The sequence below is a fragment of the Rheinheimera sp. genome, assembly GCF_030690345.1.
In the GTDB taxonomy this organism is placed as follows: domain Bacteria; phylum Pseudomonadota; class Gammaproteobacteria; order Enterobacterales; family Alteromonadaceae; genus Alishewanella.
In genome coordinates, this window is sequence record NZ_JAUYGV010000008.1 from 153,888 (window position 1) to 166,880 (window position 12,993).

The 12,993-nt window shown below is 50.4% G+C and carries 10 protein-coding genes; 1 reads left to right on the top strand and 9 read right to left on the bottom strand.

Translation table 11 applies throughout. The annotated features are described in order from the left end of the window. Positions 1–182: 182 nt before the first annotated feature. The 6 genes from greA to Q8O77_RS15725 form a co-directional block, all read right to left on the bottom strand. Entirely contained in the window at positions 183–659 is a 477-nt protein-coding gene (greA, locus tag Q8O77_RS15700) for a transcription elongation factor GreA (protein WP_305555275.1), read from the bottom strand. Then, positions 656–3,877, bottom strand: coding sequence for a carbamoyl-phosphate synthase large subunit (gene carB / locus Q8O77_RS15705; protein WP_305555278.1), 3,222 nt, complete (start codon positions 3,875–3,877; stop codon positions 656–658). Before carB ends, greA begins: the two co-directional genes overlap by 4 nt. A 30-nt stretch (positions 3,878–3,907) precedes the next feature. Then, the gene (gene carA, locus Q8O77_RS15710; protein ID WP_305555281.1) at positions 3,908–5,038 is read right to left on the bottom strand and encodes a glutamine-hydrolyzing carbamoyl-phosphate synthase small subunit; all 1,131 of its coding nucleotides are present in this window, start codon (positions 5,036–5,038) and stop codon (positions 3,908–3,910) included. A 197-nt stretch (positions 5,039–5,235) separates the two neighbouring features. Next, positions 5,236–6,045, bottom strand: a complete 810-nt coding sequence (gene dapB / locus Q8O77_RS15715; protein WP_305555284.1) for a 4-hydroxy-tetrahydrodipicolinate reductase — start codon at positions 6,043–6,045, stop codon at positions 5,236–5,238. A 96-nt stretch (positions 6,046–6,141) separates the two neighbouring features. Further along, positions 6,142–7,296, bottom strand: coding sequence for an iron-containing alcohol dehydrogenase (locus tag Q8O77_RS15720; protein ID WP_305555287.1), 1,155 nt, complete (start codon positions 7,294–7,296; stop codon positions 6,142–6,144). 106 nt (positions 7,297–7,402) lie between these two features. After that, positions 7,403–9,274 carry an MFS transporter gene (locus tag Q8O77_RS15725; protein ID WP_305555290.1) on the bottom strand — a complete coding sequence of 624 codons (1,872 nt, stop codon included), beginning with the start codon at positions 9,272–9,274 and terminating at the stop codon, positions 7,403–7,405. 172 nt (positions 9,275–9,446) lie between these two features. On the opposite strand from Q8O77_RS15725, the gene Q8O77_RS15730 reads away from it, so the two are divergent. Beyond that, on the top strand, positions 9,447–10,760 hold the full coding sequence (locus Q8O77_RS15730; RefSeq protein WP_305555293.1) for a Na+/H+ antiporter NhaC family protein: 1,314 nt from the start codon (positions 9,447–9,449) through the stop codon (positions 10,758–10,760). A gap of 5 nt (positions 10,761–10,765) precedes the next feature. On the opposite strand, the gene Q8O77_RS15735 is transcribed toward Q8O77_RS15730, so the two are convergent. The 3 genes from Q8O77_RS15735 to Q8O77_RS15745 are packed head-to-tail and all read right to left on the bottom strand — an operon-like array spanning position 10,766 to position 12,989. Further along, positions 10,766–11,881 carry a nucleotidyltransferase family protein gene (locus Q8O77_RS15735; protein WP_305555296.1) on the bottom strand — a complete coding sequence of 372 codons (1,116 nt, stop codon included), beginning with the start codon at positions 11,879–11,881 and terminating at the stop codon, positions 10,766–10,768. Further along, positions 11,878–12,723 carry an HprK-related kinase A gene (locus Q8O77_RS15740; RefSeq protein ID WP_305555299.1) on the bottom strand — a complete coding sequence of 282 codons (846 nt, stop codon included), beginning with the start codon at positions 12,721–12,723 and terminating at the stop codon, positions 11,878–11,880. Before Q8O77_RS15740 ends, Q8O77_RS15735 begins: the two co-directional genes overlap by 4 nt. Beyond that, on the bottom strand, positions 12,723–12,989 hold the full coding sequence (locus tag Q8O77_RS15745) for a hypothetical protein (RefSeq protein WP_305555302.1): 267 nt from the start codon (positions 12,987–12,989) through the stop codon (positions 12,723–12,725). The genes Q8O77_RS15740 and Q8O77_RS15745 overlap by 1 nt, the downstream gene beginning before the upstream one ends. Between the last annotated feature and the right edge of the window lie 4 nt (positions 12,990–12,993).

Genomic DNA, 12,993 nt, shown 5'->3' on the forward strand with positions numbered 1-12,993 from the left:
GTTAAAGCAAATTTATCTGCAAGCATGATTGTTGAACATTTCCGCTCAGTAATGCGTACCACTGCCGAAGTTGTTGCAAGCTTTCCGGAGGATTTTCACCTGAAACAGAGGCTTACATCGGCCACAAATAAAAAACGCCGGGCTTTGTCCCGGCGTTTTTAGTTTAATTTGTACAAGCGTTGTCAGATGTATTTGACGTCGGTAATTTCAAACTCAACCACCCCTTTGGGAGTAGTAATATTAGCCACATCGTCTGCTACCTTACCGATTAAACCGCGCGCTATCGGCGAATTTACCGAGATCAGGTTATTTTTAATATCGGCTTCATCGTCACCAACAATACGATAAGTCACTTCTTCCTCTGTATCCAGGTTCAGAATAGTCACTGTACTGCCAAAAATAACCTTACCGGTATTAGGTAACTTGCTGATATCAATGATCTGCGCATTAGACAGCTTGGCTTCAATATCCTGAATGCGGCCTTCACAAAAACCCTGTTGCTCGCGGGCTGCATGGTACTCGGCGTTTTCTTTTAAATCGCCGTGCTCACGCGCCGTAGCAATGGCCTGAATAATCGCCGGCCGTTTCACTGATTTCAATTCATGCAGCTCAGTGCGCAAACGTTCTGCGCCCTGCACTGTCATCGGGATTGCACTCATCCGTTTACTCTCTTATGTAGTTCCTGCACCGATGCTACGCTGTCAAAGGCACTGGCGGCATTTGATTTAACGGTAGCGAAGGCGGCATTTAACGTCGTGGTATAGTTGGCTTTATACTGCAAAGCGCCACGGCGTATTACTTTAGAATCTTCAATTGCCTGACGACCGTCAGTAGTATTCACAATGTAGCTGTACTCGCCGTTTTTAATGCGGTCCAGAATATGCGGCCGGCCTTCAGACACCTTATTTACGGTACGGCAAACCACACCGGCAGCTTCTAATGCCTTAGCGGTACCGCCGGTAGCGTCCAACTCAAAGCCTTTGACTACCATTAGTTTTGCCAGTTCAACTACGCGCACTTTATCGCTGTCACGCACGGAAAGCAAGGCACGGCCTCCGGTCGGAATTAAGGTGCTGGCACCAAGCTGACCTTTAGCAAACGCTTGCTCGAAGGTATCCCCCACACCCATCACTTCGCCGGTAGAACGCATTTCAGGGCCAAGGATCGGATCCACACCCGGGAATTTGTTAAACGGAATAACCACTTCTTTTACCGAGAAAAACGGCGGAATGATTTCTTTGGTAATACCTTGTGCAGCAAGTGATTTGCCGGCCATACAGCGGGCCCCCACTTTGGCTACCGCCACACCGGTAGCCTTAGAGACAAACGGCACAGTACGGGCGGCACGCGGGTTAACTTCAATTAAGTAGACTTCGTTATCTTTTACCGCAAACTGCGTGTTCATCAGGCCGACCACGCCCAGCTCCATCGCCAGCTTACGCACCTGCTCACGCATTACGTCCTGAATCTCTTTGCTCAGGCTATGCGGAGGCAGTGAACAGGCCGAGTCACCGGAGTGCACACCGGCTTGTTCGATGTGTTCCATAATGCCGCCAATCACCACTTCTTTGCCATCGCAGATAGCGTCGATGTCGACTTCAATCGCATCATCAAGGAAGTTATCCAGCAGCACCGGTGAGTCATTCGATACGCTAACCGCATCGGTCATATAACGGCGCAGGTCCTGTTCGTCATAGACGATTTCCATCGCGCGGCCACCCAGTACGTAAGATGGGCGTACTACCATCGGGAAACCGATTTCCGGCGCCTTGGAAATCGCTTCTTCCATGCTGGTTACGGTAGCGTTTTTCGGCTGTTTTAAGCCTAAACGCTCTACTGCTTGCTGGAAACGTTCGCGGTCTTCAGCGCGGTCAATGGCATCCGGTGAGGTACCTATAATTGGCACGCCGTTGGCTTCCAGTGCACGGGCTAATTTCAGTGGCGTTTGGCCACCGTATTGCACGATCACGCCTTTAGGCTGCTCTTTACGCACAATCTCCAGCACGTCTTCCAGCGTGATAGGCTCGAAGTATAACCGGTCTGACGTGTCGTAATCGGTAGACACGGTTTCAGGGTTACAGTTAACCATGATGGTTTCAAAGCCGTCTTCGCGCAGTGCCAGTGACGCATGTACACAACAATAGTCGAATTCGATACCCTGACCGATACGGTTCGGCCCGCCGCCGATAATCATAATTTTATCGCGGTTGGTCGGTGCAGCTTCACACTCTTCATCGTAAGTGCTGTACATGTAAGCGGTGTTAGAGGCAAATTCTGCCGCACAGGTATCTACCCGTTTGTACACCGGGTGCAACTTGTAGCCGTAACGCTTTTTGCGTACTTCGTTTTCGCTGACACCTAATACATCGGCAATACGCTTATCGGCAAAGCCTTTGCGTTTTAAGCGTTTTAACCGGGCTTCGTCCAGCGCGGCAAAGCCATCTTTACCCAATGCCAGCTCTTCTTTTACCAAATCTTCGATTTGCACCAGGAACCAGCGGTCGATATTGGTTAAGGTGAAAATATCATCCATGCTCATGCCAAAACGGAACGCATCGGCGATATACCAAATACGGTGCGAGCCAGGCTCTTTTAATTCACGGACAATTTTATCTTTCGCTTCCGGCAGCGTAATATCAATAACAGGGTCTAAACCACAAACACCAATTTCAAGGCTGCGCAGTGCTTTTTGCAGCGATTCCTGCTGGTTGCGGCCAATTGACATCACCTCACCGACTGACTTCATCTGGGTAGTAAGGCGATCATTAGCACCGGCAAATTTTTCAAAGTTAAAGCGCGGCACCTTGGTAACCACGTAGTCGATACTCGGCTCAAACGACGCCGGGGTTTTACCGCCGGTAATGTCGTTGGCCAGCTCGTCCAGCGTATAACCAATGGCCAGTTTGGCGGCCACTTTGGCAATCGGGAAGCCGGTAGCTTTAGAGGCCAGCGCAGATGAGCGCGACACGCGCGGGTTCATCTCAATGATAACCATGCGGCCATCAACCGGGTTAATACCAAACTGTACGTTGGAACCACCGGTTTCAACGCCGATTTCACGCAGTACTGCCAACGAGGCATTACGCATGATTTGGTATTCTTTGTCGGTCAGCGTTTGCGCCGGGGCTACGGTGATAGAATCACCGGTGTGCACGCCCATAGGGTCGAAGTTTTCAATGGCACAAACGATAATACAGTTATCGTTTTTATCGCGTACCACTTCCATTTCGTACTCTTTCCAGCCGATTAATGACTCATCAATCAGCAATTCTTTGGTAGGTGATAGATCCAGGCCGCGGGTACAAATTTCTTCAAACTCTTCGCGGTTATAGGCTATACCACCACCTGAGCCGCCCATAGTGAACGACGGCCGGATAATGCACGGAAAGCCAATGTCTTCCAGTACCTGGTAGGCTTCATCCATCGAATGCGCAAAACCCGCGCGTGGGCAAGCCAGGCCGATAGAGCGCATGGCCTTGTCAAAGCGACCACGATCTTCTGCCTTATCGATGGCATCGGCAGTAGCGCCAATCATCTCAACATTATATTTAGCCAGCACACCTTGCCGTTCTAATTCCAGTGCACAGTTCAGTGCAGTCTGGCCGCCCATGGTGGGCAGAACAGCGCAAGGGCGCTCTTTTTCAATAATTTTTTCCACTACCTGCCAGTGAATTGGCTCAATGTAGGTGGCATCAGCCATTTCCGGGTCGGTCATAATGGTGGCTGGGTTCGAGTTCACCAGAATAACGCGGTAACCTTCTTCTTTTAATGCTTTACAGGCTTGGGCACCTGAATAGTCAAATTCACAGGCCTGGCCAATCACGATCGGGCCGGCGCCTAAAATCAGAATGCTTTTTAAATCTGTACGTTTTGGCATTGCTGCTATATCTCCGTAATTCGTGTCTGCCTAGGCGTTATGCTGTTGCATCAGCGCAATAAAATGGTCGAACAGCTCAGAGGCTTCGTGCGGACCTGGGCTGGCTTCAGGGTGGCCCTGGAAGCTGAACGCCGGTTTGTCGGTACGATGTATGCCCTGTAAGGTGCCGTCAAACAACGATTTATGGGTGGCGCGTAAATTCGCCGGCAAACTGGCTTCATCCACAGCAAAACCATGGTTTTGCGCCGTAATCAGTACCCGTTTGGTATCCAAATTTTGCACCGGGTGGTTACCACCATGGTGGCCCACTGTCATCTTCACCGTTTGCGCACCACTGGCCAGTGCCAGCAGCTGATGGCCTAAACAGATACCAAACACAGGAATGTCGGTCTCAAGGAAGGTTTTAATCGCGTCAATTGCGTAGGTACAAGGTGCCGGGTCGCCAGGGCCGTTGGATAAAAAGATCCCGTCCGGCTTCATTGCCAGTACTTCACTGGCCGGTGTTTGTGCCGGTACTACCGTTAGCTTACAGCCGCGGTCCGCCAGCATGCGCAGAATATTGCGCTTTACACCAAAGTCATAGGCTACCACATGAAACCGTTGTGGCGCTGCTGCGCGATGGCCTTCGCCTAACTGCCAGCTGCCTTCAGTCCATTGATAAGCTTTTTTCACGCTAACTTCTTTGGCTAAATCCATACCTGATAAGCCAGGGAAACCTTTAGCCAGCGCCAGTGCTTGAGCTTCATCCGGGTTGTCGCCGGCGATCAGGCAGCCATTTTGCGCACCTTTCTCGCGTAAAATACGGGTTAACTTACGGGTATCAATATCGGCGATGCCGAGAATATTGTGTTGTGTTAAATACTGACTAAGAGAGAGTTGGTTACGGAAATTACTGGCAAGAAGCGGAAGGTCACGGATTATCAGGCCTCTGGCCCAAATTTGTCCGGATTCTTCATCCTCAAGGTTAGTACCGGTATTGCCAATGTGTGGATAAGTGAGAGTAACGATTTGTTCTGCGTATGAGGGATCAGTCAATATTTCCTGATACCCGGTCATGGAAGTGTTAAACACCACTTCACCTACAGAAACTCCTTCAGCGCCAATGGCTGTACCGCGAAATACGGTGCCGTCTTCCAGTACGAGCAGGGCGGACTTAGTCAAGATAACCTCCAAACAGCAAAAAACGGGCGAAAACCTGACACTGTTTTACAACCCGTTTTGACCCAAAATGTGATACCCGATTTGCCTTAGGCAAACCTGACTATTTTAGGCGATCAGCGCTGGATAAGCTATGCTTTTTTTGATTTTTATTACAAATGACAACTTTAGCCGGTTTTTAAGCTTAATAGCGCAAAAAGCTAGCTTAAATCAGCTAAACCTAACACTTGTTGCATAGAATAAAGTCCGCTCTGTTTATTTTGCAACCACAGAGCAGCGCGCAGTGCGCCTTGAGCAAAGGTGTTACGGCTGGAGGCTTTGTGGCTTATTTCCAGCCTTTCGCCTAAATCAGCGAATAAGGCGGTATGGTCGCCAATAATGTCACCGCCACGCACGGTGGCAAAGCCGATAGTTTGCTGCTCCCGCTCACCGGTAATGCCTTCGCGGCCATATACTGCAACCTTAGCTAAATCGCGATCCAGCGCTTTGGCGATGCTGGCACCGATAGCCATAGCCGTGCCCGAAGGCGCATCTTTTTTAAAGCGGTGATGCGCTTCAATAATTTCAATATCCGCCGTTTGCCCCATTACTTTGGCGGCGGTTTGCACCAAATGCAGCAACAAGTTTACGCCTACGCTCATATTCGGTGCCCAAACAACAGGAATATGCTGGCTGGCCTGCTGTACCTGCTGGTATTGCGCGTCGGTTAAGCCGGTAACACCTATTACCATGGCTTTTTTCGCCGCTACCGCCAATTGCAAATGCGCCAGCATCGCTTCAGGCATAGTAAAGTCGACCCAAATATCGGCGTTATTAATACTGTCAGGGCCGGTGGCACTAAGTGGCAGACCCAGCTTACCCACACCCGCTAATTCACCGGCATCGACACCGATAAGATCTGACCCTGTGCGCACTGTGGCAGCCGTCAGGTTTAGTTGTTGCTCTTTAGCAACAGTAATTAACGCCCGGCCCATGCGGCCGTTAGCACCAAAGATCCCGATAGATGGCATAGTCTGGCTCTGTAGAAATATGATAATGGCGGCTATTAGAGCAAAAGCCGCCTGCAGGGGGAAGTAAAATAGCCATCTTAATGGCTATTTTTATATCTAAACCGCCCGTTGCAAAATCTGCCGCGACACGTCCGGGGTAATATCAGCATGTTCGCCCAACTTCAGCATACCGTTAGCTTGCAGCGCGTCTACCAGCTTATCAACTGCATCGGCTTTAATACCGTAATCGGCTAAGCGGGTCGGCACGCCCATTTGCTCGAAAAAGGCACGTGTGTGATTAATCGCCTCGTCAATTAAACGCTCTTCATCCTGGTGCTGTAACTGCCAGATACGGCGGCCATATTGCAGTAGCTTATCGCGCTTTTGTCCGCGCTGTTGTTGCAACAGGGATGGCAACACTATTGCCAGTGTTTGCGCATGATCGAGGCCATACAGCGCGGTGATCTCATGGCCAATCATGTGAGTAGCCCAATCCTGCGGTACACCCTGGCCAATCAGACCGTTTAGTGCCATGGTTGCCGCCCACATTACATTAGCGCGCACATCGTAGTTGTCCGGCTGGCTTAGCGCTTTGGGGCCTTCTTCTATCAGGGTATGTAATAAGCCCTCAGCAAAGCGGTCCTGCACCGGCGCATTGACCGGATAGGTCATATACTGCTCCATCACATGCACGAAGGCATCCACCACGCCATTGGCGACTTGCTTGGGCGGCAGGCTGAAGGTGACGGTAGGGTCTAAAATGGCAAACTGCGGATACACCAGCGCGCTGGAGAACGACAGTTTTTGCTGGGTTTCATAACGGGTGACAACCGAATTGCCGTTGCTCTCGGTGCCGGTGGCCGGTAAGGTGAGCACACAACCCAGCGGAATTGCAGCGGTAACTTTAGCGCCTTTGGCCAGAATATCCCAGGCATCACCTGCAAACATTGCAGCAGCGGCGATAAACTTAGTACCGTCAATAACACTGCCACCGCCTACCGGCAACAGAAAATCTATTTTCTCGCGCCGCACCAAATCAGCAGCCCGCATCAAAGTCTCAAAGCTGGGGTTTGGCTCTATGCCACTGAATTCCTGCCAGTCAAAACCGTCCAGTGCTTTCACTACCTGGTCGTAAACACCGTTGTGTTTAATGGAGCCACCGCCGTAGGTCAGCAGTACTTTGCTGCCCGGTGGAATAAGTTTGCTTAACTGCGCCAGCTGATCTTTGCCAAATACGATGCGGGTAGGGTTTTGAAATGAGAAATTAAACATCTTGCCTCCGAAACTGTGGCCTGAGCCAACATTAGACAAGTGTTATGCGGCCAACCTGATACAGGTTCAAGGCTGGCCGCCATTATTGCGTTAAATCACACAGCGCTTAAGCCAGATCGCCCCGCAGCAGACGCACCTGGCGCTCCAACTCAGCTGCAGCGGCTTGTTCCGCAGGCAAGGGCGCACTGGCTATCAGCTTTACTTTTGACCAAAAGCGACCTTTAAACTTAAAGGCTCCACTGCCATGGTGACTGAAAAATGAGCCCCACAGGCCCTGCAGCGCCATCGGCACTACCGGTACCGGCGTCTCCGCCAAAATCCGCTCGATACCGGGGCGGAAGCTGTCGATATCACCGCTTTTGGTTAAACGGCCTTCCGGGAAAATACACACCAAATTGCCCTGCTCCAGCTCACGCTTAATGGCCGCAAAAGCGGCTTCGTAAACCTGCTCGTTTTTCTGCTTTGAGCAAATAGGAATAGTACGGGCGGCTTTAAACAACCAGTTGGCTACCGGCAAATCATAAATGGCTTTTTCCATAACAAAGCGCACCGGCCGGCGCACTGCGCCGGCAATCAGCAACGCATCAACATAGCTAACATGATTCGCTACCAGCACTGCGGCGCCTTCTGCCGGGATATTATCCAGGCCACGACTGTTAACGCGGTACATGGTATGGCTAAGCAGGTAAATAACAAAGCGCAGGGCAAACTCCGGCACCCGGCTGTATACATATAACGCGACCACAGCATTCATAATGGCCAGTACCAGAAAATACTGCGGAATAGCTAAATCCAGCACGGTTAAAAATACGATACCCGCAATGGCGCTAACTACCATAAACAGCGCATTGAAAATATTGTTAGCGGCAATGACCCGCGCCCGCTGTTGCGGCTCGGCCCGCTGCTGCAACAAAGCGTACAGTGGCACAATAAACAAACCACCAAATACGCCGATTAATGTCAGATCTGTCAGCACCCACCAGCCAAAAGCACTGGCCAGAAACTGCGGCAGGTTCAGCAGTTCTGCCGGTAACTCTGCCGGGCTGCTGAAAAACAGACTAATACCAAATACGCTTAAACCAACGGAACCAATAGGTACTATACCAAGCTCTACCCTATCGCCGGATAAACGTTCGCACAACATCGAGCCGATACCCACACCAACAGAGAATGCTACCAACAGCGCCGTTACCACAGTGTTGTCACCACCGAGCACCGTCTTGGTAAAATTGGGAAACTGAGTTAAATAGCTGGCCCCTAAAAACCAGAACCAACTGATAGCCATAATAGATAAGTACAGTGTGCGATTTTGATAGCTGATGCTGATAGTGGCCCTGGTTTGTTGCCAGGGCGCAAAACGAAATGTATCGGCATTATGCACCTCGCCCACGGCTGGGATCTGCCGGCTAATTAAATAACCCAGCACGGAAAACAGCACTACCACCAGCGCTACCCACAGCGGCGCATCCGCCAGGCCCACCAATAAGCCACCGGTAATGGTACCCAGCAAAATGGCAACAAAGGTGCCCATCTCTACCCACGCATTGCCGGCTAACAACTCTTTGTCGGTGAGTAGCTGCGGTAAAATTGCGTACTTTACCGGGCCAAAAAATGCCGACTGGCTGCCCATTAAAAACAGCAACCCCAGTAGCATTAAATACTGCTGAAAATAAAATGCTATCGCGGCCAGCAGCATCAGACCTATTTCCAGCAGCTTTAACGCGCGGATCAGTTTAGTTTTGCATACCGCATCGGCCAGGGTACCGGCGGTGGCAGAAAACAGCAGAAACGGCAGAATAAATAACCCTGCAGCCAGGTTCATGGTTAAATCGGTATCCCATGGCAACGCATTAGCTGCAGTAAAGGCCAGCATTAACATCAGCGCATTTTTAAACACGTTGTCATTAAAAGCACCGCTGGCTTGAGTGAGAAAAAATGGCAGAAAGCGTTTGCTGCTGATTAAGCGGTTTTGCGACATATCCACTCCATCGGAAAAAGAGATAGTAATAAATAAGTTGCCAGCATAATCAACTCAGGTAGCTTATACCAGTAGATAAAAATGCCTGCCGAATTGACAGGACGTCTAGCCATCTATATATTGCGCAACCATTAAGGCGATTGCACCGCCTGCGTATTTATAAGGTAAACCTATGAACGATACCACGCTGCCGGCAGCAGGGGCCAAGCGCTCGCTGCTGCCGTTACTGTTTTTTGTTGCGCTGTTTCTCGGCACCGGCTTGTACCTGCAAAGCCAGGATGTGGCTTATGCGTTTTATCAATTACCCGGCCATGTCGCTATTATTCCGGCGCTGATGCTGGCCATCTGGCTGCACAAAGCACCGTTGCAGCAATCAATCGATGTGATGATCAAAGGCGCCGGCAACAGCAATATTATTACCATGTGTATTATTTATTTGCTGGCCGGCGCCTTTGCCAGCGTGGCGACAGCAACCGGGGGTGTCGATGCTGCCGTTAACGCCGGCCTCAGTTTAGTGCCGGCGCCCTGGCTATTGCCGGGTTTGTTTGTTATTGCTGCGCTGGTGTCCACCGCTATGGGCACCTCTATGGGCACCATAGGCGCGCTGGCTCCTATCGCAGTAGGTCTGGCCAATCAGGCCGGGCTGGAGCAGGCATTAGTAGCAGGTGTATTACTCAGCGGCGCCATGTTTGGTGACAACCTGTCGATTATTTCCGACACCACCATTGCCTCTACCCGCACTCAGGGTGCGCAAATGGCCGACAAATTCCGCGAAAATATTAAAATTGCGCTGCCGGCTGCCGCGTTAACCCTGCTGTTGTATATCGTGCTGGCCACAGACGGAGCGCCGGTGCAGATTGACGCCGTAAACTGGAGTGGTGTAGTGCCTTATGCTGCCATTCTGTTACTGGCGGTGCTGGGCTTAAATGTGTTTGTAGTACTGCTGCTGGGTATAGTACTGGCGGCGCTGCAGGGCGCGCTGTTTGCCGATTACGCCATGGCTAACCTGGGCAAAGATATCGCTACCGGTTTTGCCAATGTGCAGGAAATTTTTCTGCTGGCGATGTTGGTCAGTGCACTCAGTGAATTTATAAAACAACAAGGTGGCTTGCAGTGGATCGCCGGTAAAATTCAGCACGCGGCAAACCGGCTGAAACTGGCGGGCAATAAAGCGCAGCAACTGGCGATAGCCGCATTAGCGTTTAGCAGTAATCTGTGTATTGCCAATAATACGGTAGCAATAGTGCTAACCGGTGAGGTAAGTAAAACCCTGGCACAACAACACCATATTACGCCCAAACGCAGCGCGAGCTTGCTGGATATTTTTGCCTGTATCAGCCAGGGGTTAGTGCCGTACGGTGCTCAGGCGCTGTTGCTGGGCGCCAGCTTCGGCATTTCGCCATGGCAGGTTGTCACACAAAGCTACTACTGCCTGATTTTATTGTTAGTAGCCTGTGTCATTATACTAACCCGGCGTCCAGCCTGAGCCGCTTACCAATGCTGATTGGGCGGACGTTTAGGCGCAAATTGGTACTTACCGAATAACTGATCACGCGCAGTAAAAAATGTTTTTATAGTTAAGTGCTTTAACAAAACCCATGGTGGCATTTTGATCCAGTGGCCGCGCAAATACACCAGCTGCTTTGCCCGACGATGCCACCAGCGGCACACCAGAGGATGCGATGGCAGCAATGCCGGCAGCATAATATATCGTGTCCAGAGACCATTACTTGATCCGTTAACACTCTGTTGTAGCGTTAATGGATCAAGAGCAGGCGCAAGATAATAATGCAGTGCGCTCAAACAATACTGCAGCTCATTGCAGAAGCCCGACACCTGCGCCAAGCCATGTAGTTGTTGCCAGAACTCTGTTGTGCTGAATTGCGTGATCAGCAAGTATAAGTCCCACAAATCTCTCATACCGCTTTGCATATCGTCGTTGGTAAATAAATGAATAATACTGTGCAGCACCATAGCTGCAGGGTTAAGCACCAGAGCACCTGATATTGTTGTCTGCGTTAAACGGAAAAACCTCGCCATATCTGCAGCACGGCCACTGATAGGTAAATACAGATTATGGTGCAAGTCCAATACTGTTCCCCGATGTATCTGCACCATCGGCGGAATTTCATGGCTCCACTGCCGGTAATACCGCTCATCGTAATCACTGAGTTTGTCAGTACGCCAACCATTTTTTTGCAACAACGCTTCGGCATCTGCAAGTTGCGACTTTGCAACCAGTACATCTAAATCATTACAAATACGGCCTCTGCCGTTGGCAGTGCCGGCCAATACATAGGCGGAACCTTTTAAATACAAAGCAGGTATGCCGGCGCCATCAAATAGCCGTTTCAATTCGTTGCATTCAAATCTGATTTGTTGACTCTGACGGTCGGCATATGTCAGTGCTGACCGCAAGTGCCGTCTGGCATAGACTGGCAGCTGCAGGCATAACTCTCTGCGTTCAAGCGCCGCAGCTAAAGCGGCAAGCAGCTTAGCTTCACGCAACAGCCAAATCAGCTGTTGCCATTGCGGCAGCGACAACTCTGCACAGCGCTCCGGTTCGGCCAGATACATCAGCAGTTGTTGTGCCCGAAATGCTGTCATGGCTGCACCAGTTCATCAAAAAACTGCGCCAGCTCAGTCAGTTCGCTGTACTCCACCTGATACAAGCCGGCATTACTAACCAAAGCAGCTACTATATCAAACGCCGTTTCTCCCAGCACATTATAATTAAAGGCGTTGCGGCTTAATTGTCCAAATGCGTCCAGCTGGTCCAGCTGATAAATAACCAGCTCGGTATCATGTTTGTATTTGGGGAAAACCACCGCACTTATTGGCACCGGTATAAGCTGCTGATAGTGTTCCCAGCTCAGCACTTTGACATGCGCCACATCGCCCTTTTGCGTATCACGGCATACAGGAGTAATCACGGCATTGGGATGCCAGCTGCGTAACAAGTCGATACTGTTGTTTTTCAAACACACCGGACGAAACAACGGCAACACCTGTCGGCTGTCAATATCGATAACGGCCATTTCGTCACTGTATACCGACCAACCGCTCAACCCCAAATACGCACTGAGTGTGCTCTTACCGGAACCCGGCAATGCCGGACAAATAATGGCTGTGTTGTTTTTTACCAGTACGGCAGCATGCAACAAAAAACGTGAATACTCGTGGGCAGCAATACACCAGTTCATGCCCCATTCCAGTACCGCATAGGCCTGAGACGACGGTAAAGGTTTAAAGGGGGAATGCTGATCGCAACGAAAATTTACCTGAGGCTTTATCCAACGCCGCAGCCATAAACCAGGATCTAAACCGATAGCAAAATCAGCCGGGGCGTCAGCCAGCAGTGCATCACCATAAACCTGTTGAACCGACCTCATAACAGCGCTGTCTGTTGTGGTTAAATCAAAGCGGTATTGGCCACAGTTAATCTGCATTAACACCCTGCTGCACTGATAATAAGCTGGTTATCTAGCAGGTACTGTATCACGCGGTCTGCTTCCTCAGCATCGATACCTAAGGAATTTTGCATATCTGTAAGATTAAAATCAGGCAAAGCAGAAAAACTCTGCAACATTACTGCGTCACGCAGCTCAGAATGCAGCATTAGGGTATCACCCGTGTATGAGCTGTAGATGGCTACGCCGCTACCATCACTAAAACAGCTTAGTTTGGTATGCGGCGCAAAAATAAGACGTCTCATTGCT

Coding starts and splice junctions, on each gene's coding strand:
- Q8O77_RS15745 (WP_305555302.1), bottom strand. CDS start 12,989: ATGAGACGTCTTATTTTTGCGCCGCATACCAAACTAAGCTGTTTTAGT.
- Q8O77_RS15725 (WP_305555290.1), bottom strand. CDS start 9,274: ATGTCGCAAAACCGCTTAATCAGCAGCAAACGCTTTCTGCCATTTTTT.
- Q8O77_RS15740 (WP_305555299.1), bottom strand. CDS start 12,723: ATGCAGATTAACTGTGGCCAATACCGCTTTGATTTAACCACAACAGAC.
- Q8O77_RS15730 (WP_305555293.1), top strand. CDS start 9,447: ATGAACGATACCACGCTGCCGGCAGCAGGGGCCAAGCGCTCGCTGCTG.
- carB (WP_305555278.1), bottom strand. CDS start 3,877: ATGCCAAAACGTACAGATTTAAAAAGCATTCTGATTTTAGGCGCCGGC.
- Q8O77_RS15735 (WP_305555296.1), bottom strand. CDS start 11,881: ATGACAGCATTTCGGGCACAACAACTGCTGATGTATCTGGCCGAACCG.
- dapB (WP_305555284.1), bottom strand. CDS start 6,045: ATGCCATCTATCGGGATCTTTGGTGCTAACGGCCGCATGGGCCGGGCG.
- Q8O77_RS15720 (WP_305555287.1), bottom strand. CDS start 7,296: ATGTTTAATTTCTCATTTCAAAACCCTACCCGCATCGTATTTGGCAAA.
- greA (WP_305555275.1), bottom strand. CDS start 659: ATGAGTGCAATCCCGATGACAGTGCAGGGCGCAGAACGTTTGCGCACT.